The 17,463-nt window shown below is 34.9% G+C and carries 21 protein-coding genes, 1 tRNA gene and 1 pseudogene; 1 reads left to right on the top strand and 22 read right to left on the bottom strand.

What is annotated here, in order from left to right; translation table 11 throughout:
• The 21 genes and pseudogenes from rplL to glpX form a co-directional block, all read right to left on the bottom strand.
• A complete protein-coding gene (gene rplL / locus BIY23_RS02420) occupies window positions 1–393 on the bottom strand; it encodes a 50S ribosomal protein L7/L12 (RefSeq protein ID WP_070064974.1) in 393 nt (130 codons plus the stop codon).
• A gap of 30 nt (window positions 394–423) precedes the next feature.
• On the bottom strand, window positions 424–933 hold the full coding sequence (gene rplJ / locus BIY23_RS02415) for a 50S ribosomal protein L10 (protein WP_070064973.1): 510 nt from the start codon (window positions 931–933) through the stop codon (window positions 424–426).
• An 11-nt stretch (window positions 934–944) separates the two neighbouring features.
• Window positions 945–1,583: a 50S ribosomal protein L1 gene (gene rplA, locus BIY23_RS02410; RefSeq protein WP_070064972.1), complete on the bottom strand. Its 639-nt coding sequence runs from the start codon at window positions 1,581–1,583 to the stop codon at window positions 945–947.
• Window positions 1,584–2,027: a 50S ribosomal protein L11 gene (gene rplK, locus BIY23_RS02405; RefSeq protein ID WP_070064971.1), complete on the bottom strand. Its 444-nt coding sequence runs from the start codon at window positions 2,025–2,027 to the stop codon at window positions 1,584–1,586.
• A 2-nt stretch (window positions 2,028–2,029) separates the two neighbouring features.
• The gene (nusG, locus tag BIY23_RS02400; RefSeq protein ID WP_070064970.1) at window positions 2,030–2,860 is read right to left on the bottom strand and encodes a transcription termination/antitermination protein NusG; all 831 of its coding nucleotides are present in this window, start codon (window positions 2,858–2,860) and stop codon (window positions 2,030–2,032) included.
• Entirely contained in the window at window positions 2,850–3,050 is a 201-nt protein-coding gene (gene secE / locus BIY23_RS04910; RefSeq protein WP_081326526.1) for a preprotein translocase subunit SecE, read from the bottom strand. The genes nusG and secE overlap by 11 nt, the downstream gene beginning before the upstream one ends.
• 21 nt (window positions 3,051–3,071) lie before the next feature.
• Window positions 3,072–3,144, bottom strand: a tRNA-Trp gene (locus BIY23_RS02395).
• A 15-nt stretch (window positions 3,145–3,159) separates the two neighbouring features.
• Window positions 3,160–3,291 (bottom strand): annotated as a pseudogene (locus BIY23_RS02390) (EF-Tu C-terminal domain-related protein); the annotation flags it as partial.
• A 64-nt stretch (window positions 3,292–3,355) separates the two neighbouring features.
• Window positions 3,356–3,628 carry a 50S ribosomal protein L23 gene (locus BIY23_RS02385; protein WP_070064968.1) on the bottom strand — a complete coding sequence of 91 codons (273 nt, stop codon included), beginning with the start codon at window positions 3,626–3,628 and terminating at the stop codon, window positions 3,356–3,358.
• Entirely contained in the window at window positions 3,625–4,239 is a 615-nt protein-coding gene (rplD, locus tag BIY23_RS02380) for a 50S ribosomal protein L4 (protein ID WP_070064967.1), read from the bottom strand. The genes BIY23_RS02385 and rplD overlap by 4 nt, the downstream gene beginning before the upstream one ends.
• A gap of 1 nt (window position 4,240) precedes the next feature.
• Window positions 4,241–4,942, bottom strand: coding sequence for a 50S ribosomal protein L3 (gene rplC, locus BIY23_RS02375; protein ID WP_070064966.1), 702 nt, complete (start codon window positions 4,940–4,942; stop codon window positions 4,241–4,243).
• A complete protein-coding gene (gene rpsJ, locus BIY23_RS02370; protein WP_070064965.1) occupies window positions 4,942–5,265 on the bottom strand; it encodes a 30S ribosomal protein S10 in 324 nt (107 codons plus the stop codon). Before rpsJ ends, rplC begins: the two co-directional genes overlap by 1 nt.
• Window positions 5,266–5,267: 2 nt before the next feature.
• Window positions 5,268–6,482, bottom strand: a complete 1,215-nt coding sequence (gene tuf / locus BIY23_RS02365; RefSeq protein ID WP_070064964.1) for an elongation factor Tu — start codon at window positions 6,480–6,482, stop codon at window positions 5,268–5,270.
• A 14-nt stretch (window positions 6,483–6,496) separates the two neighbouring features.
• Window positions 6,497–8,611, bottom strand: a complete 2,115-nt coding sequence (gene fusA, locus BIY23_RS02360; RefSeq protein ID WP_070064963.1) for an elongation factor G — start codon at window positions 8,609–8,611, stop codon at window positions 6,497–6,499.
• Between the two features lie 6 nt (window positions 8,612–8,617).
• Window positions 8,618–9,097 (bottom strand): 30S ribosomal protein S7, encoded by a 480-nt coding sequence (gene rpsG / locus BIY23_RS02355; RefSeq protein ID WP_070064962.1) that lies wholly within the window; start codon window positions 9,095–9,097, stop codon window positions 8,618–8,620.
• 3 nt (window positions 9,098–9,100) lie between these two features.
• Window positions 9,101–9,478: a 30S ribosomal protein S12 gene (rpsL, locus tag BIY23_RS02350; protein WP_070064961.1), complete on the bottom strand. Its 378-nt coding sequence runs from the start codon at window positions 9,476–9,478 to the stop codon at window positions 9,101–9,103.
• 307 nt (window positions 9,479–9,785) lie between these two features.
• Window positions 9,786–10,229, bottom strand: a complete 444-nt coding sequence (locus BIY23_RS02345; RefSeq protein ID WP_070064960.1) for a PAS domain-containing protein — start codon at window positions 10,227–10,229, stop codon at window positions 9,786–9,788.
• Between the two features lie 239 nt (window positions 10,230–10,468).
• The gene (gene pnp, locus BIY23_RS02340) at window positions 10,469–12,697 is read right to left on the bottom strand and encodes a polyribonucleotide nucleotidyltransferase (RefSeq protein WP_070064959.1); all 2,229 of its coding nucleotides are present in this window, start codon (window positions 12,695–12,697) and stop codon (window positions 10,469–10,471) included.
• Window positions 12,698–12,710: 13 nt separating this feature from the next.
• Window positions 12,711–12,983, bottom strand: coding sequence for a 30S ribosomal protein S15 (rpsO, locus tag BIY23_RS02335; protein ID WP_070065001.1), 273 nt, complete (start codon window positions 12,981–12,983; stop codon window positions 12,711–12,713).
• A gap of 14 nt (window positions 12,984–12,997) precedes the next feature.
• The gene (truB, locus tag BIY23_RS02330) at window positions 12,998–13,864 is read right to left on the bottom strand and encodes a tRNA pseudouridine(55) synthase TruB (RefSeq protein ID WP_070064958.1); all 867 of its coding nucleotides are present in this window, start codon (window positions 13,862–13,864) and stop codon (window positions 12,998–13,000) included.
• 32 nt (window positions 13,865–13,896) lie between these two features.
• Complete coding sequence (gene glpX, locus BIY23_RS02325; RefSeq protein WP_390903697.1) at window positions 13,897–14,826, bottom strand: class II fructose-bisphosphatase; 930 nt, start codon at window positions 14,824–14,826, stop codon at window positions 13,897–13,899.
• Between the two features lie 113 nt (window positions 14,827–14,939).
• Between glpX and BIY23_RS02320 the strand changes: the two genes are divergently transcribed.
• Window positions 14,940–16,034 carry a D-alanyl-D-alanine carboxypeptidase family protein gene (locus tag BIY23_RS02320; protein ID WP_070064957.1) on the top strand — a complete coding sequence of 365 codons (1,095 nt, stop codon included), beginning with the start codon at window positions 14,940–14,942 and terminating at the stop codon, window positions 16,032–16,034.
• Between the two features lie 350 nt (window positions 16,035–16,384).
• Here the strand turns inward: BIY23_RS02320 and BIY23_RS02315 are convergent, their stop codons facing one another.
• On the bottom strand, window positions 16,385–17,443 hold the full coding sequence (locus BIY23_RS02315; protein WP_070064956.1) for a P44/Msp2 family outer membrane protein: 1,059 nt from the start codon (window positions 17,441–17,443) through the stop codon (window positions 16,385–16,387).
• Between the last annotated feature and the right edge of the window lie 20 nt (window positions 17,444–17,463).

Genomic DNA, 17,463 nt, shown 5'->3' with positions numbered 1-17,463 from the left:
TTACTCAAGATCCACTTTAATTACTCCTGATTCGACAAGTTTTTGCTTTATTTTTTCTGCTTCATCTTTAGAAACATTTGTAACTAATTCCTTAGGTAAAGACTCAACGAAACCCTTTGCATCTACTAGCGAAAGGCCAGATTTAATTTCCCTAATGGCCTTAATAATGTTAATTCTTTTACTAGAATCAACTTCCTTAATTACAACTTTATATTCGCTTTTTTCCTGAGCACCAGGCGAAACAGCATTTGCACCAGCAGCAGGTGCAATACCAGCCGCAAATGAACTTGCAGAGAATCCTGTTTTTTCTTCAAGCATTTTTACTAGCTCAGCAGCTTCTAATACAGTGAGAGACAATATCTTATCCACCAAATCATTTGTTATATTACTCATAATACTACTACCCCTTTGTTAATAATAAATTTACTCTTTAGAACTATAATAGTCTAACATTCTTATAAGTTTAATAGAAGAAGAATTAATAGATAACATCAACCGTGCAGGAGACATCAATTGCATTATTCTTACACGCAGCTCATCCAAGGACGGTAAGTTAGCTAATCTCTTAACTTCATCAGCTACTAACGATTGATTTGAATTGGCTCCGCAAATAATAGACATTTTATCTTTATTATCATCAATAAAATCAACTATTAATTTTGCAACTTCCACAATAGCATTTGAATAGACAATAGCAACAGGGCCCACAAATTTATCTGATAGATAAGGAAACTTGTTTGCTCTCTCCAGAGCCAAACGTGCCAAAGTATTCTTAACAACCAGAAATCCACCATCTATAGATTTCAAACCATTTCTAAGATTCAATGATTCACTAGCATTTATAGACTTAAAATTTACCAATATCAAAAAATCATTTTTTGAGAACACATCTACTACATTTTGTGTAAATTTATCCTTATGTTCGCGTTTCACTACTCACTCCTCTAAATTATATCTTCTACTCTGCCTATTTTATAAGCCTTGCCCATAGTAGAATTTAAAAACACACTTTTAAAATACACACTTTTTACAGATACTGGCTTATTACCTTTGATGATTTCAAGAAATGCTCTCAAATTTTCTAATAAATCATCAATACTAAATTTAATGTTCCCTAGTTTACCATGAATAATACCACTTTTATCAGCCCTAAATCTTACTTGACCAGACTTAATAGTTTGGATTGTACTCACTATATCAGAAGTCACAGTACCAAATTTAGGGTTAGGCATGATCCCTTTCGAACCTAATATCTTCGCTATAGAAGTAACTTTGATCATAAAATTTGGAGTTGTAACACACCAGTCAACATCAAGCTTTCTACCCTTTTTTATTTCTTCAATTAATTCTTCTCCACCTACAATATCTGCACCAGCCTTTTGAGCATCTGCAAAATGCTCATCTTGAACAAAAGCAGCTACCTTGATTTCTTTTCCTATACCTTTAGGTAAAACTACCACACCACGCACCTGCTCTTCAGATTTACGTGGATCTATACCTAAGTTCACTGCCACATCAACAGATTCATCAAACTTTGCTGAAGCAGACTCAATAATACATTCTAGGCATTGCTTAGCGTGCATTTACATAACCTCCGTTACTTCTATACCCATAGATTTAGCAGTACCAAGAACCATCTTCACCGCTGCATCTTCACTACTTATTTTCATATCAAACATTTTACACTTTGCTATTTTAATTATAGCAGACATTGACAACTTTACTACTAGCTCTTTACCTGGGTTGCTAGAACCTTTTTCCAAATTAGCCTCTTTCTTAAGCAAAAATGATACCGGCGGACCACTAATAGTAAAATCATAAGAACGATCATCTTTTACAGAAATACGCACAGTTACCATATCACCTACTCTATAATTAGCATTAGGAGCACTAGTAACTTTATTGAAAGCTTCACAAAATTTAGGGACAGGTACACCACGCGGACCAAGAACCGAAGCAATTTTAGGACCAGGAACAGCTTTACCAGCTTCCATCAACAAATTAATTCTAGCAATCACAGTACTCATAACTACTCCTCTACTTTTTCTATTTGAGCTAAATTAAATTTTAAAACTGTAGGTTTACCGAAAATAGATATTTTTACACTTACAATTTCCTTTCTTTCATTACTCTTCTCATCATTTACTTCATCTATCGCGTCAACTATACCAGTAAAATTTTGAAAAGTACCTTCTGTGATCTTTACCTTTTCGCCTCTTTCAAAACCATAACTGAGATTCTTAGTTTCTTGCTCTGTGTAAATCCTACTACACATCGCATTGATGTCGTCATTTGAAATTGCTTTGAGCATATTACCATCTTTCAGAAACCCGTAAACTTTAAGAGACTTTGGTATATTATTAATAAAATTTAGTACTGCGTCACACAAATTTACATATAAAAAAACATAACCAGGACAATGCTTCTTGCGTATTGCAGTTTTTTTAGATCGTAATTCCATTTCACCAGGTTCTTCATACGGAATATAAATCTCTTTAAAATAATCACTGATTCCTAATCTCGCCGAATTTTCCAGCATATATTGACGTACTTTTTCTTCATAGTTAGAAGCTACTCTAAGAAGGTACCACTCATATTTAGCAAACTCCTTACGTTTTGCATCTACCTCGTCATCTGGAATTATTTCAAAACCATCATCACAGAGACCGTGAATCTTGCTTAAAATACTTTTACTTGCATCACACAGATACATATATGCATATATTTCACACACACCAGACCTTACAGTTTTATAAGGAACAAAAATCTCTTTAAAATACTCACAATTCACAAGAGCACGTATATCGTGTTCACAACTATAATTAGCCCTAATGATATACCATTTATACTCATATGTCATAGACAATTCCAAACAAAGCTTTAACTACGTAAAGAGATATAAAATCTATAAAACAAAAAAAGATCGAAAAACATAATATGACAATTACTACAACAAATAACGATGATATTACATCTCGTCTTTTTACCCAGGCAATTTTTTTTATCTCTTGCCTTATATCATAAAAAAAACTACGTAAACTTTTCAACATTCTTCATTACATATCTATCTGCAGGAGCGATAGGAATTGAACCTACAACCTCTGGTTTTGGAGACCAGCGCTCTACCAATTGAGCTACGCTCCTATAAATTTAAATTCTTTACTCCAAAATTTCCGACACGACACCGGAGCCAACAGTTTTACCACCTTCTCTAATAGCAAAACGTAACCCTTTGTCCATAGCTATTGGTAAGTGTAAATCCACTGCTATACTTAAATTATCTCCTGGCATTGCNCTTATTAAAACTGTCCCACGAGAAGAAGGAGTAACAGGCTTAAGAAATTTTGTACCCATATTAAACACTCATTATATCTAATTTTTGACCATCTATCAAAGAAAAATAAACTTTCTTTCTCTGCTTCTTACGCCCGACTATACCTCTGAAATATTTAGTTTTAGGTTTCACTGTAATAACATTGATAGCAGCAATTTTAACACCAAACATAGATTCTACAGCCAATTTTATCTGATGTTTATTTGCACTTGCCGAAACATATAGTGAATATTTATTAAACTTTTCCCTGAGAAAAGAAGCTTTCTCTGTAATTATAGGAGATTTTATTATCATAGCAATCTCTCTTCAAGAAATTTTACAGCACCACTTGTTAACATAATACACTCATGATTCAAGATATCAAACACATTCAGTCCTACAGGCTTAATTAAGTCTACATTAGATAAATTATTGGTAACACGCAGCAAACTATCATTGTAATGATCAACTATCAGAAAAGAAGAAAATTTAAAATTACTAATATATTTACACATTTCAGACGTTTTAGTTATATCAATATTAAAATTGTCCACAATAATTAACTGATTGTCTAAGTATTTTAGAGATAACGCAACCTTCAAAGCAATCTTGCGCACCTTTTTATTAATAGAGTGGGCATGACTTCTCACAACAGGACCAAAAATAACTCCACCACCTCTAAACTGCGGGGAACGCAAACTTCCCTGTCTAGCTCTACCAGTGCGTTTCTGACTATGAGGTTTAGCAGTAGTACCAGAAACATCACTAATGATCTTTACCTTATGAGTACCCGTTCTTCTTTTAGCAAGCTGCCACTTCACCACGTCATGCAGCAAATGTAATTTTCGTTCAACAGAAAATATTAATGGATTAAGGTCAATAACCCCTACATGATCATTAAAAAGATTAACTATTTTACACTCCATACTAACTAATCACTCCATTAAACAATCCTACTGGAAAAGGTACATCTTTATGTAGAGGTTTTTTTATCGCATCTCTTACAAAAACGTAAGAACCCTTAAAACCTGGAATATTATTACCTTTTACAACAATGAAATTATTTTCATAATCAATTGATAAAATCTTTATATTTTGCACGGTCACTCTACTATTACCCAAATGACCAGCCATTTTTTTTCCTTTAAATACCCTGCCAGGATCTTGGCATTGGCCAGTAGAACCCTGCGACCTATGAGCAATAGAAACACCATGAGAAGCTCTAAGACCACTAAAGTTATGCCTTTTCATTACACCAGCAAATCCTTTGCCCTTAGAGTAACCAGTAATATCAATGTATTGACCAACCACAAAATGTTCTATGCTTATTTTTTTGCCACATTCTATCCCAGATAAATCATGTGACCTGCTTTCATATAATTTGCATTTATTACTTATACCAAGCTTCCTTAAATACTCCTGTTGAGGTTTGGCAATATTCCTTAAATTCCCTGTACCTAGCACTACTGAATTATAACCACATTTATCCTCTGCTTTTGTATCAATAATATAAGTTTCATCGAGATGTAATAAGGTCACAGGTATACGACCAGAAACAGAATATATACCAGTATGGCCAACATTTTTCATTAATAGACCAATTCTTTTTAATGGATTAATTCTTCTCATTACACTGCTCTCTTGGTTTTCACTCTTAACTCAACTTCTACACCTGCAGAAAAAGATAAACCTGTAAGCATCTGCATCATAGTAGAAGTAGGATCGTGTATAATAATTAAACGTTTTGAAACTCTCATCTCAAATTGTTCACGAGACTTTTTGTCAACATGAGGAGATTTATTGACAATAAATTTAGAATCTTTTCTCGGTAATGCAACCGGACCAGATAATTTTGCACCAGAACGCTTTAACTCATCAATAAATTTCTTAACACATCTTTCCAATAAAGAACAGTCAAAAGCCTTAATTGTAATGTATATATCTTCCTTCATCTTTACTCCAAAATTTCCGACACGACACCGGAGCCAACAGTTTTACCACCTTCTCTAATAGCAAAACGTAACCCTTTGTCCATAGCTATTGGTAAGTGTAAATCCACTGCTATACTTAAATTATCTCCTGGCATTGCCATCTCCTTCCCATCTAATAATTTTACACTCCCTGTTACGTCCGTTGTACGTACATAAAATTGTGGCTGATAATTGTCAAAAAATGGTGTGTGCCTCCCTCCTTCTTCCTTCTTTAATATATATATCTCCGCTCTAAACTTCTTGTGCGGTGTAATACTCCCTGGCTTCGCTAATACTTGCCCCCTCTCTACTTCCTCTCTCTTTGTACCCCTTAATAATATACCTACATTTAAACCTGCACTCCCCTTCTCTAACATCTTCTTGAACATCTCAACACCTGTACATATAGTCTTTTGCGTAGCTCCTAACCCTACTACCTCTACTTCATCACCTGGTCTTATCTCACCTCTCTCTATTCTACCTGTTACTACTGTACCACGACCAGATATTGAAAATACATCCTCTATCGGTAGTAAAAATGGTAAATCTACCAGACGTGGCGGCACCGGTACATACTCATCCAATGCTGCCATTAACCTGTCTATTGACCTTCTCCCATATCCTTCATCCTCACCACCATATCCTTCATCCTCACCACCATATCCTTCATCCTCATCTGCACTTTCTTCTAACGCTTTTAATGCAGACCCTACTATAATAGGTACTTCGTCTCCAGGAAAATTATAGTGCTTTAGTAAGTCTCTTATCTCCATCTCTATTAAATCTATATCTTCTGGGTCAGCTACATCAGCCTTGTTTATATATACTACTATATATTTTACTCCTACTTCCTTTGCTAATAATAAATGCTCCTTCGTCTGTGGCATCGGACCATCAGTACCTGATACTACTAATATCGCTGCGTCCATCTGCGCAGCACCTACTATCATGTTCTTAACATAATCAGCATGCCCAGGACAATCAACATGCGCATAATGCCTGCTCTTTGTCTCATACTCAACATGTGCCGTCGCTATCGTTATACCCCTCTTCCTCTCCTCAGGTGCCTTATCTATCTCGTCATACTTCACAAACTTACCATAATGCTTCGTTATCGCCGCTGTTAATGTCGTCTTCCCATGATCTACATGCCCTATCGTCCCTACATTCACATGCGGCTTCCCAAATGCTGTTGTCATAACTTTACCCTCAATTATACCTTTAATTTCAATTCATCAACCACATACTGTGGTACTTGTTCATAACAAGAGAAATGCATACTATACTGAGCCCTCCCTTGAGAAATAGAACGCAAAATATTAATATAACCAAACATATTTGCAAGAGGAACCAAAGCAATAATGATAGTACTATTATTTCGTGTTTCCATACTAGAAACCTGTCCCCTTCTACTGTTAATATCACCCATAATATCACCCATATATTCTTCAGGTGTAATAATTTCAACTTTCATTATAGGCTCTAATATCCTTGGAGCAGCTTTATTTGCCATTTCCTTAAAAGCACCTTTAGCTGCAAGCTCAAAAGCTAAAGGACTAGAATCTACTTCATGGAAAGCTCCATCAATCAGAGTAGCCTTAAAATCAATAACTGGAAAACCAGAAATTATACCACTTTCTTTTATTAACTCCAAGCCATTCTCCACGCCAGGAATATATTCTTTTGGAATAGCACCACCCACAATCTTACCCTCAAACTGAAACCCAGCACCAGGTTCTAAAGGCTCAAATAGTATTTTGACTTTAGCAAATTGACCAGCACCCCCAGATTGCTTCTTATGTAGATACTCAATCTCAACAGCTTTAGTAATCGTTTCACGATACGCAACCTGTGGAGCACCTACACTTACGTCAACATTAAATTCACGTTTAACCCTATCAATAATAATCTCAAGATGTAACTCACCCATACCCTTCAATATGGTTTGACCACTTTCCGCATTAACCGACATTCTTAAAGAAGGATCTTCTGCAACCAATCTACTTAAAGCCATACCTAACTTCTCTTGATCCGAAGTAGTTTTAGGTTCTACAGCAATTTCAATGACAGGCTCAGGAAATTCCATACGTTCCAATAATACAGGAAAATCACGCGCAGATAAAGTGTCGCCAGTGACCGTCTTCTTTAAACCAACTAACGCAACTATATCACCAGCTTTAGCTTCCGTAATATCTTCCCTGTTATTTGCATGCATAAGTAATATTCTACCAATCGACTCAGTTTCATCTCTACCTACATTTAACACAGAAGATTTAGACTTTAGTCTTCCGGAATAAATACGGATAAATGTCAAACTACCTACGAATTTATCATTCATCACTTTAAATGCAAGAGCAATAAATTTCTCTTTTTCTGATGGCTTAACCATAATAGCTACCTCAGGATTCGCCGAATCGCTACCAGTAATCACATCCATATCAACAGGGGAAGGCAGAAAATCCACTACAGCATCTAAAAGAGGCTGCACACCTTTGTTTTTAAAAGCTGATCCACATAACACAGGAACAAAATTACCTTGAACAGTACCTTTTCTTATATATTTCTTTAATAAATTAACTGCATATCCTTTATCCTGATCATCACATTCTTCATCATCTCCCTTATCTTTACCACCGCCACAAAAGAGATCCATTGCCTCGTCATCTATATAAGCCAAACTGTCTAATAATATTTCTCGAGATTTATTTGCTTGATCTAATAAATTATTAGGAATATCAGCATAAAAGAACTCCGCACCCAATGCCTCATCCTTCCATATAATAGCCCTCATAGCAACCAAGTCAATTACTCCCTTAAAATCTTTCTCACTACCTATAGGTAGCTGAATTACCAAAGGTACAGCACAAAGCTTTTTTTCTATCATTTCAACACACCGATAAAAATTAGCCCCTATCCTATCCATTTTATTTACAAAACAAATGCGGGGAACGTTATACTTATCAGCCTGGCGCCAAACGGTCTCAGATTGAGGTTCAACTCCAGCAACACCATCAAATACAGCAACTGCGCCATCTAAAACTCTTAAAGATCTTTCTACCTCAATAGTAAAATCAACGTGACCAGGAGTATCAATTATATTAATTCTATGATCATCCCAAAAACATGTTGTAGCAGCAGAAGTGATAGTAATACCACGCTCTTTCTCCTGTTCCATCCAATCCATTGATGCTGCACCATCATGCACCTCTCCCATTCTATTTTGCTTGCCAGTATAAAACAAGATACGCTCTGTAGTAGTGGTTTTACCAGCATCTATATGAGCCATTATACCTATATTGCGATACTTAGATATTGAAATTTCGCTCATATGATACTAAAAATTAAGATAAGAAAATGCTTTATTAGCTTCAGCCATTTTATATTTTTCCTCACACATCTTGAACGCACCACCACGTTTATTATACGCATCTAATATCTCAATATGCAAACAATCAGCAAAGGTTTTACTGCCCTTTTTTCGCATAGCAGAAGCTGATTTAACGATCCATCTCAATGCCAAAGAAACAGCTCTATTCTTTCTTACTTCCACTGGCACTTGATAAGTAGCACCACCCACACGTTTGGAACGGACTTCAACAGAAGGAGTAACATTTGCTATTGCCACTTCAAAAACCGACAACCCACCTTCACCAAGCTTTTTTTCAATTAAGGAAAGAGCAGCATAAATAACTTTTTCTGCAACAGATTTCTTCCCGCATTTCATTACTGTATTAATAAAACGCATTAGCAACACGCTGTTATAGCGTGAGTCAACACCAATCTCTCTTGTTTTTGCCTTATTAGAACGAGCCATACTTTATTTAACCAGTTTTTTTACACCATATTTTGAACGGGCCTTTTTCCTATTCTGTACACCACGTAAATCAAGTGCACCTCTAATTATATGATAACGTACACCAGGAAGATCTTTAACACGTCCACCACGTATTAAAACAACTGAGTGTTCTTGCAAATTATGACCCTCACCAGGTATATATGCAGTTACTTCACCATAGCCACTAACCCTTACTCTTGCTACCTTACGCAAAGCTGAATTAGGCTTCCTAGGTGTTGTAGTGTATACTTTTGTGCATACACCTCTTCTCTGTGGATTAGTCTCGCCCAAAGCAGGAACCTTCTTTTTGCGTGCTGACCTTGATCTACCCTTACGTACTAACTGATTTATTGTAGGCATCTTAAGATAACAAAAATAACTGAGTTCCTAATTTATAAGATAATAAACCTAAATAGTCAATACAAAAAAAATTAATATTTAAAAAATTTCTAGGCTAATGTAGCATGATTCAGTATTGTTTAATTCTACTACTTATATATAATATAATTATTAAGTAACATGTGAATGCAAAATGCATTCTGATAAATCCTTTTGTGAGCTTGTCCAGATACATGGAATATACATGTAATGCTCAGGTCAATTCTTGGGCCAATTCTTGATTCCAGTCTTACAAAATGGAGAGGCACTCACAACTTCATTAATAGATTCAGAGAAGCTTAAATGTAATAACACCTAATATATGACTAACCATATCTTTATTGCCAAGAGGTAATAATACTTGCCTCATCTTAACACTTTCACTCTCCTCTTGTTCAACGATTGGAGACCCATTATCTACCACTGCATCAAATTTTTCAATTACTGCATCTATTTTATATAAGCGTAAAAACGGTGCATCTAATATATGGTGATTATCAATAAACATATCTTTTTCCAAACCATAGAATTCAGCTGCTCGTTCGCCAGCATTTTCACAGATATACCCTTGATCACTTACTACTACTATGAAACAGTGTTGCCATGACTCCATGATTTCAGAAGTATCTATCTCATTTCTCGTTGGCCATTCTCGATCTGGACCTTTTATATCATTCCAATGTTGTGCAACTATATTTGCTATTCTTCTCTCTTTACCTAAATACGTTTGCATTTTAATTTCCACATATCAACAGATACAAATAAATTTATAGTGTATATATTGATTTTTTCTTACTATAAGTTGTATAGCTGTTTCTATCATAGATTTTGTTTTATCTAAAAAGATCCACTTATAGACTCCATAGAGAGAATGGAAGGTTCAAATATTAATATAAAAGAAGTTACTGCAAAGACAATATATCGGCTAGATCAAAAAACTTTTACAGCAACAACTACCAATGTTTAAGTAGATCAATAAAACCCTGATGAGGAATTATTGTTATTAAATTTAGTTCTATTATTTCTGTTAAAACGAGAACCAGGAGCTTTCCTAAAGCTAGAAGGTCTTCTAGTATCTTCCCTTTTTTCCACGTTATAGAGTTCACCTTCAAAAAATTCCCCTGTTTCTTGATTAACCCTACGTCTAGATAATTTTAGACACCCTCCTTTTTCAAAGTCAATAACTACCGCTTTAAAAACATCACCTGGTTTCAGTATATCTTCTATAGATAGAATATGTTGATTTGCCACTTCACTTATATGCATCTTTGCCCTTTTGCCATTTTGCAGTTCTAATTCTACAATAGATTTATCTATTTTTGCAACTTTAGCATCAACTATAGCTCCAGGCTCAAGTTCTGTTATTGAACCAATCAGCATATTTTTCGCAGCTTGTGCTTCATCGTTATTCATAGCAAAAATAGAAACTTTACCATCATCTCCTATATCAATTTTTACATTACTTGTTTCACAGATATTACGTATATTTTTTCCTTTAGTACCTATAGCAGCTGAAATTTTGTCTCTATCTATATAAAATGATAACATTCTTGGTGCATGATCTTTTATATCTTCACTATGCTCTGAAATCACAGCATTCATTTTCTCTAAGATATGCAATCTACCGACTCTCGCTTGTTCCAAAGATTTCTCAACAATTTCAAAACTTATACCAGAAATTTTCATATCCATTTGTAGTGCTGTAATACCAAGACTCGTTCCTGCAACCTTAAAATCCATATCGCCTAAATAATCTTCATCACCTAATATGTCAGATAGTATTACATAATTATCATCATCCTTTATCAGACCCATAGCAATACCAGCAACTGGAGCGCTTATAGGCACACCTGTATCCATTAAAGCAAGAGACGTACCACAAACTGTTGCCATCGAAGAAGAACCATCAGATTCCATAATTTCAGACACCACTCTAATCGTATAAGGAAATTCTGATTTATCAGGTAAAACAGGATGAATAGCCTTCCATGCAAGTTTTCCATGACCGATTTCTCTCCTGCCAGGTGCACGTGCCATAGCTATTTCCCCAACAGCAAATGATGGAAAATTATAATGTAACATAAAATGTTCTCTACGATCTCCCTCAATATCGTCCACAATTTGCTCATCTTGAGTAGCGCCTAATGCAGTCACTACTAGTGCCTGTGTATTGCCTCTAGTAAATAAAGCAGAACCATGAGTTTTAGAAAGAATATCAACTTCAATTTCTATTTGACGTATTTCATTATACTTGCGCCCATCTATTCTCACACACCTGTCCTGAATCATTTTACGTACCAAAGAACGCTCAAAACTTTTGATTGCATAAATGATGAAATTCTCATCTTTTCCAGCCTCTTTTAAAGTAGAGATAAGATTATTTCTTATAGTATCTAACACCTTAATTCGTTCTTGTTTTACTGTACTTGTATACGCTTCTTCAAAAAGTTGACGGTTTTTTTGAAGCTCATGCGTAATATCTGATACATCAATAGGCGCAAAACTTTCGGCTTTACTGCTGCTAACTTTATTAGCAAACTCTCTGATAAAGATGATAACAGGCTGAAGATGCGCATGTCCAAATTTTATAGCATTCATAACAACTTCTTCAGAAAGCTCCTTTACTTCTGATTCAACCATGAAAACAGAATGTTCATCTCCTGATAATAATAAATCTAAACTGCTTAATCTCATTTCTTGAACAGTAGGATTAAGTATATAATTATTATTTTCATCACAACCAACCGTGATGCCAGCTATAACTGATTGAAATGGCAGACCAGAAATTGCAAGTGCAGCAACAGCACCAATCAATGCTGGTGTTTCTGGGGGATTTACCGTATCATAAGTTAGAAGATTACATATTATACTAATTTCATTATGGAAATAATAAGGAAATAAAGGCCTTATACTTCTATCTATCAGTCTTGAAATTAAAGTCTCCCTCTCAGATGGTTTACCTTCTCTCTTAAAAAATCCACCAGGAATTTTCCCTATAGAATAACTTTTTGCAACAAATTGCACATTCAGAGCAAGAAAATCAAGACTTTCTTCTTTGTTTTTAGTAACAATAGTTACTAACACAGACGTACCACCATAACTTACTACTACTGAACCGTCGGCCTGGCGTGCCATTTTACCGGTTTCTAGAGATAAAGTACGACCACACCATTCTATAGATTCTTCTATAATCTTAAACATATTAATCCCTCAATTATTTTCTAATACCTAATTTTTCTATTAATCCATGATAAGCTTCATTACCAAACTTACCCTTTATATAATTTAAATGCTTACGTCTTCTACCTATCAACACAAGTAGCCCACGCTTAGAGTGATGATCGTGCTTATGTATTTTAAAATGTTCAGTTAAATTATTAATTCTTTCAGTTAAAATTGCACATTGCACAAAAGATGAACCTGTATCACTCTCTTTAACTGCATATGCATTAATTAAACCCTTTTTCTTTTCGGATGTTATTGACATCGCAAAACCCCATATCAAAAATTAAAAACACGCATAGGCTGAATATAGCCACAAATAAAACTACAGATTGCAACAGGTAACTCACCTATTGTTACATAACAAATATCATAATTCTTTAAATTGTACAAATTATTTAATCTGATCTTTTTACCGTTGCCGATCTTTTTTGCATCTTCTTCAGAAATTTCAATTCCAGACATCTCATACAGAATTGATGTAATCGAACTTATCTCACAATTTGCAGTAAGCTGCGTAATTTGCACTGACCCATTTTCCTTAAAATTCCCTACCATCACTCTTCTTAGTTTTGTTACATATCCAAAACAATTTAACGCAATACCCATATCTCGTGCAACTGATCTGACATATACACCACTGCCACACAGCATAAAAAATTCTGCACTATTATTCACAGCATCTATAAAAAGCACTTTTAGATCATGTATACGTACTAGACGTGGTTTTATATCTACATTTTGTCCGCTTCTCGCTAATTTATATGATCTTATGCCATTAATCTTTATCGCAGAAAACAGAGGAGGAGTTTGGACTATCTCACCAATGAAATTCTTTGTCAAATAATTTATCTGATTATATTCAGGTTTCACAGCACTAATTTTGATTATCTCACCGCACACATCATCTGTGCTTCTCTGTTCACCCCATTGCACTGTAAAATTATAAGCCTTTAAATTACAAGATAAATATGGTATGGTTTTAGTCGCCTCACCAAGAGCTATTGGCAGAACTCCAGAAGCCACAGGGTCAAGAGTACCTATGTGACCAGCTTTTTTTATATTAAAAATCTTCTTAACTTGATTAACTGCTTGTGCTGAACTAATTCCTACTGGTTTATCTATATTGATCCAACCGTGACACATCTATATGCAATAGCAATAATTTAGAATAAAATTTACAAATAAGATGTTGTTTGCATTCTCAATACCTTGTTTGGCAATATTATTAATGAACTAATTAATAAATCGCCATCCTTATTAATTTTTATACCATCCACAAGTTCACCATCAGTTATTCCCGTTGCAATAAACACTGACTCACCTTTTACCATATCTTTCACTGTATATATCTTTTCTGTATCATAAATATTTACTTCCATAGCTCTCTCTCTTAATTGCTCATTATTAAATATTAATCTTCCTTCCATATATCCACCTATTGCATTAAGTGCAGCTGCAGCAAGTACTCCTTCTGGTGCTCCTCCTATCCCAATATACATATCAGAATGACCATTTAATAGAGACACCACAGCAGAAACATCACCATCATCTATCAACTTAATTCTTGCTCCTAACTTTCTAATTCGTGATATTAACTCATTATGTCTCTCACGCTTTAATACAGTTATTACAAGATCACTTACTTTACAGTGGTTGATTTGCGCTAAGTTATCTAAATTTTTTTCTACATTATTTTTTAATGAAATTACATCACCAGTAATATTTTTCCCGACTGCTATCTTTTCCATATAGACATCAGGTGCATATAAAAAATTTCCCTTTTCTGTTGCAGCAAGAGTAGACATAGCTCCTCTTTTATAGTGAGCACAAATAGTTGTGCCTTCTAGTGGATCAACAGCAATATCAACTTTACAGCCAGCTCCAGTACCAACTCTTTCACCAACATATAGCATAGGTGCCAAATCCCTTTCACCTTCACCAATTGCAATTATACCATCTATTTCTATGGAGTTTAGAGCAGTACGCATTGCATCTACTGCTACCTGATCAGCACCCATCTCATTTCCTAATCCAACAAGCCCATATGAAGCAACTGCTGCAGATTCAGTTGCCTTCATTAATTTATATGCTAAATCTCCTATCATTTTCTATTATAAATCGACTACCTTTATATTAAAGGTATATTCACCAAACTATACAAAATTCTTTTGTCATTGTAAAAATCCCTGTAAAATTAAGCTATCAAAAACTACAAGAAATGTTAAGAAGAATTTTACTACTAATTTTAATATTACCCTTATCTTTACATGCCTATCAATTTAGAACAAAAGCAAAACAAGCAGCAGTATTAGATTTAGCTTCAGATTCATTTATATTTGAACATAATGCTGATGAGCGGATGGCCCCTGCTTCAATGAGCAAATTAATGACTTTATACGTAGCTTTTAATCATATAAAAGCAGGGATAATAAATATGGAAGATAAATTTCAAGTAAGCAGAAAAGCTTGGGAAAAAAAAGGGTCTTCAATGTATTTACGAGAAGGACAAAATGTTACTATCAAGGAACTATTACAGGGAATCATCATAGCATCAGGTAACGATGCATCAATAACATTAGCAGAAGGTATTGCAGGGTCAGAAGAAGATTTTGTTACTGAAATGAATAACGTAGCCCAAGAACTTGGCCTCAGCAATAGTCATTTTACCAATGCAAGTGGATGGCCAGATCAGGATCATTTTATGAGTGCAAGAGATATAGTAATACTGTCAAAAAGAATTTTTACTGATTTCCCAGAATACTACGATTTCTTTTCCATACAGAGCTTAACATATAATGAAATCACACAACAGAATAAAAACTCTCTGCTTTTTCATGACATTGGAATTGACGGCTTAAAAACTGGTTACACCAATGTAAACAACTACGGAATAGCTGTATCAGCCAAACGAGATGATAGACGGATTTTCGTTGTCGTAAACGGCTTAAATAGTGCAAAGGAACGCATACAAGAAGCAAAGAAATTAGTACAATATGCTTTCAATCACTTTAATACTGAAAAAATTTTTACTAAAGAGAGTATTATCGAGAAAATAAATGTATTACATGGAAAAAGTAAAAATGTAGGTATTACTGTAAAGGATGATATAGTGATAACGTATAACAGTAGATTGTGTAATAAAATTAAGATAGAGTATAAAGATATGGTACCTGCACCTATAAAAAAAGGCCAGGAAATAGGCAAAATTTACATAAAAATACCAGGAGCCACTGAAAAAGTCATACCGCTTTATACGGTAAGCGATGTAAGGGAACTAAATAATCTAGAAAAGTTTCTCAGAATATTATTTTAATCTACTGAGCTTTTCCTAAAAATAAAACTGCAAGCTCTTTATAACAAGCTTACTTTTAATCTATACAGAGCAGCCGCAAGAAAAAGAAGTCTCACTGTCTCTGTGTAAACCCTAACAACCAGCATAAAGTGGATATAAGAGCTTTTTTTAAAGCTTATACTTAAAGATAGGTCTATAGGATGTATTTTATAGAGATGGAGAAAAGTTCAAGAAGGTATATCATACAGACTATCCAAGTAGATGGATTTGGCATAGAAATAATGCAAGACTTATGTGCGGATATAAAACTGACAGTGCTATGCTAGGACCCAAATACGGGCCCTGCTATTGAATTTCTTGACAAAATTATGTTATAGTAGAGATGGAAAGAGTGTTATACCGGCTTCAATGCCGTACATATGATAACGACTTTTTACAGTTGCAGTAGTACTACTTTTATCCTGACCATCAAGCCCTTTACCTTTTATCTCATTAGTTGGTTTTATATCCTTAAATTCATCTGAAAACATGCCAAAATAATGTCCACCAATATAAGGCCTAACTGCTGGAATTGAATCGAAAGCATAACTCACACCAACCCTTCCCTGGAATGCAACCTTCAGGCCATCCCAGAAACCTCCACTCTCACTTTCTAAGAAATTTACTTTTGCCATACCTAGTCCACCTCCAACATACACCATTAGTGGCATATTTTGACCAGATCCAGATATAGCAGCTACTATATCATCACAATATACATTGAGCATTACCGCCTTAGTAGTAAAGCCTTGATTGTCCATTTTAAATGCAGCATTATCACTACCTCCTGCTGACTTTACAGCATTACTCACAGTACTAGGATTAGCAGCATTACCACTACCTCCTGCTGACTTTACAGCATTACTCACAGTACTAGGATTAGCAGCATTACCACCATCTCCTGCTGGCTGTACAGCATTACTCACAATACTAGGAGTATCTGCTGTATCACGAGTAAATTCCAAATAACTTGCTGATTTGTCACTCTTATAACCATCATTCTTAAGTTCTAACCTAGAATATAACACTTCAGTCTCAGCCCTTATTGTTCCCATTTTGTAACCAAGCGCACCAGCAATATTCTTCCAAGAAATATTGTATTCAGGTTTATAATTTCCAAACTCACCTTTTTTATTCCAACCTTGTGCAGACCTTTCTGCATTTTTTGTTAAATTAGAAGCATTTTCTTTACCCTTAATCTCACCGCTACCACCATACAGTAGATTCCCCTGTACTCTTAGATAAAGGGCGAATTCCTCATCGTCCTCTTCTATTGTATTCATAGAATCTGGGAAAGCCACATTTGAATTTGATAAATCTGAGAAAACCACATTTGATACACTCAACAGCGTTGCCAAAGCAGTCGCTGAAAAAAGTCTTTTATAACTCATAATTTTGACCTCGTTTAATA

Origin of the sequence: Wolbachia pipientis (assembly GCF_001752665.1) — a bacterium.
Taxonomy (GTDB): Bacteria; Pseudomonadota; Alphaproteobacteria; order Rickettsiales; family Anaplasmataceae; genus Wolbachia; species Wolbachia pipientis_A.
This window is presented reverse-complemented; position numbering and strand designations above follow the sequence as displayed.

Excerpts from the sequence above, each read along its gene's own strand:
- rplL (WP_070064974.1), bottom strand. The coding sequence starts at position 393 with ATGAGTAATATAACAAATGATTTGGTGGATAAGATATTGTCTCTCACT.
- rplA (WP_070064972.1), bottom strand. The coding sequence starts at position 1,583 with ATGCACGCTAAGCAATGCCTAGAATGTATTATTGAGTCTGCTTCAGCA.
- rplK (WP_070064971.1), bottom strand. The coding sequence starts at position 2,027 with ATGAGTACTGTGATTGCTAGAATTAATTTGTTGATGGAAGCTGGTAAA.
- nusG (WP_070064970.1), bottom strand. The coding sequence starts at position 2,860 with ATGACATATGAGTATAAATGGTATATCATTAGGGCTAATTATAGTTGT.
- secE (WP_081326526.1), bottom strand. The coding sequence starts at position 3,050 with ATGTTGAAAAGTTTACGTAGTTTTTTTTATGATATAAGGCAAGAGATA.
- BIY23_RS02385 (WP_070064968.1), bottom strand. The coding sequence starts at position 3,628 with ATGATAATAAAATCTCCTATAATTACAGAGAAAGCTTCTTTTCTCAGG.
- rplD (WP_070064967.1), bottom strand. The coding sequence starts at position 4,239 with ATGGAGTGTAAAATAGTTAATCTTTTTAATGATCATGTAGGGGTTATT.
- rplC (WP_070064966.1), bottom strand. The coding sequence starts at position 4,942 with ATGAGAAGAATTAATCCATTAAAAAGAATTGGTCTATTAATGAAAAAT.
- rpsJ (WP_070064965.1), bottom strand. The coding sequence starts at position 5,265 with ATGAAGGAAGATATATACATTACAATTAAGGCTTTTGACTGTTCTTTA.
- tuf (WP_070064964.1), bottom strand. The coding sequence starts at position 6,482 with ATGACAACAGCATTTGGGAAGCCGCATGTGAATGTAGGGACGATAGGG.
- fusA (WP_070064963.1), bottom strand. The coding sequence starts at position 8,611 with ATGAGCGAAATTTCAATATCTAAGTATCGCAATATAGGTATAATGGCT.
- rpsG (WP_070064962.1), bottom strand. The coding sequence starts at position 9,097 with ATGGCTCGTTCTAATAAGGCAAAAACAAGAGAGATTGGTGTTGACTCA.
- rpsL (WP_070064961.1), bottom strand. The coding sequence starts at position 9,478 with ATGCCTACAATAAATCAGTTAGTACGTAAGGGTAGATCAAGGTCAGCA.
- BIY23_RS02345 (WP_070064960.1), bottom strand. The coding sequence starts at position 10,229 with ATGCAAACGTATTTAGGTAAAGAGAGAAGAATAGCAAATATAGTTGCA.
- pnp (WP_070064959.1), bottom strand. The coding sequence starts at position 12,697 with ATGTTTAAGATTATAGAAGAATCTATAGAATGGTGTGGTCGTACTTTA.
- rpsO (WP_070065001.1), bottom strand. The coding sequence starts at position 12,983 with ATGTCAATAACATCCGAAAAGAAAAAGGGTTTAATTAATGCATATGCA.
- truB (WP_070064958.1), bottom strand. The coding sequence starts at position 13,864 with ATGTGTCACGGTTGGATCAATATAGATAAACCAGTAGGAATTAGTTCA.
- glpX (WP_390903697.1), bottom strand. The coding sequence starts at position 14,826 with ATGATAGGAGATTTAGCATATAAATTAATGAAGGCAACTGAATCTGCA.
- BIY23_RS02320 (WP_070064957.1), top strand. The coding sequence starts at position 14,940 with ATGTTAAGAAGAATTTTACTACTAATTTTAATATTACCCTTATCTTTA.
- BIY23_RS02315 (WP_070064956.1), bottom strand. The coding sequence starts at position 17,443 with ATGAGTTATAAAAGACTTTTTTCAGCGACTGCTTTGGCAACGCTGTTG.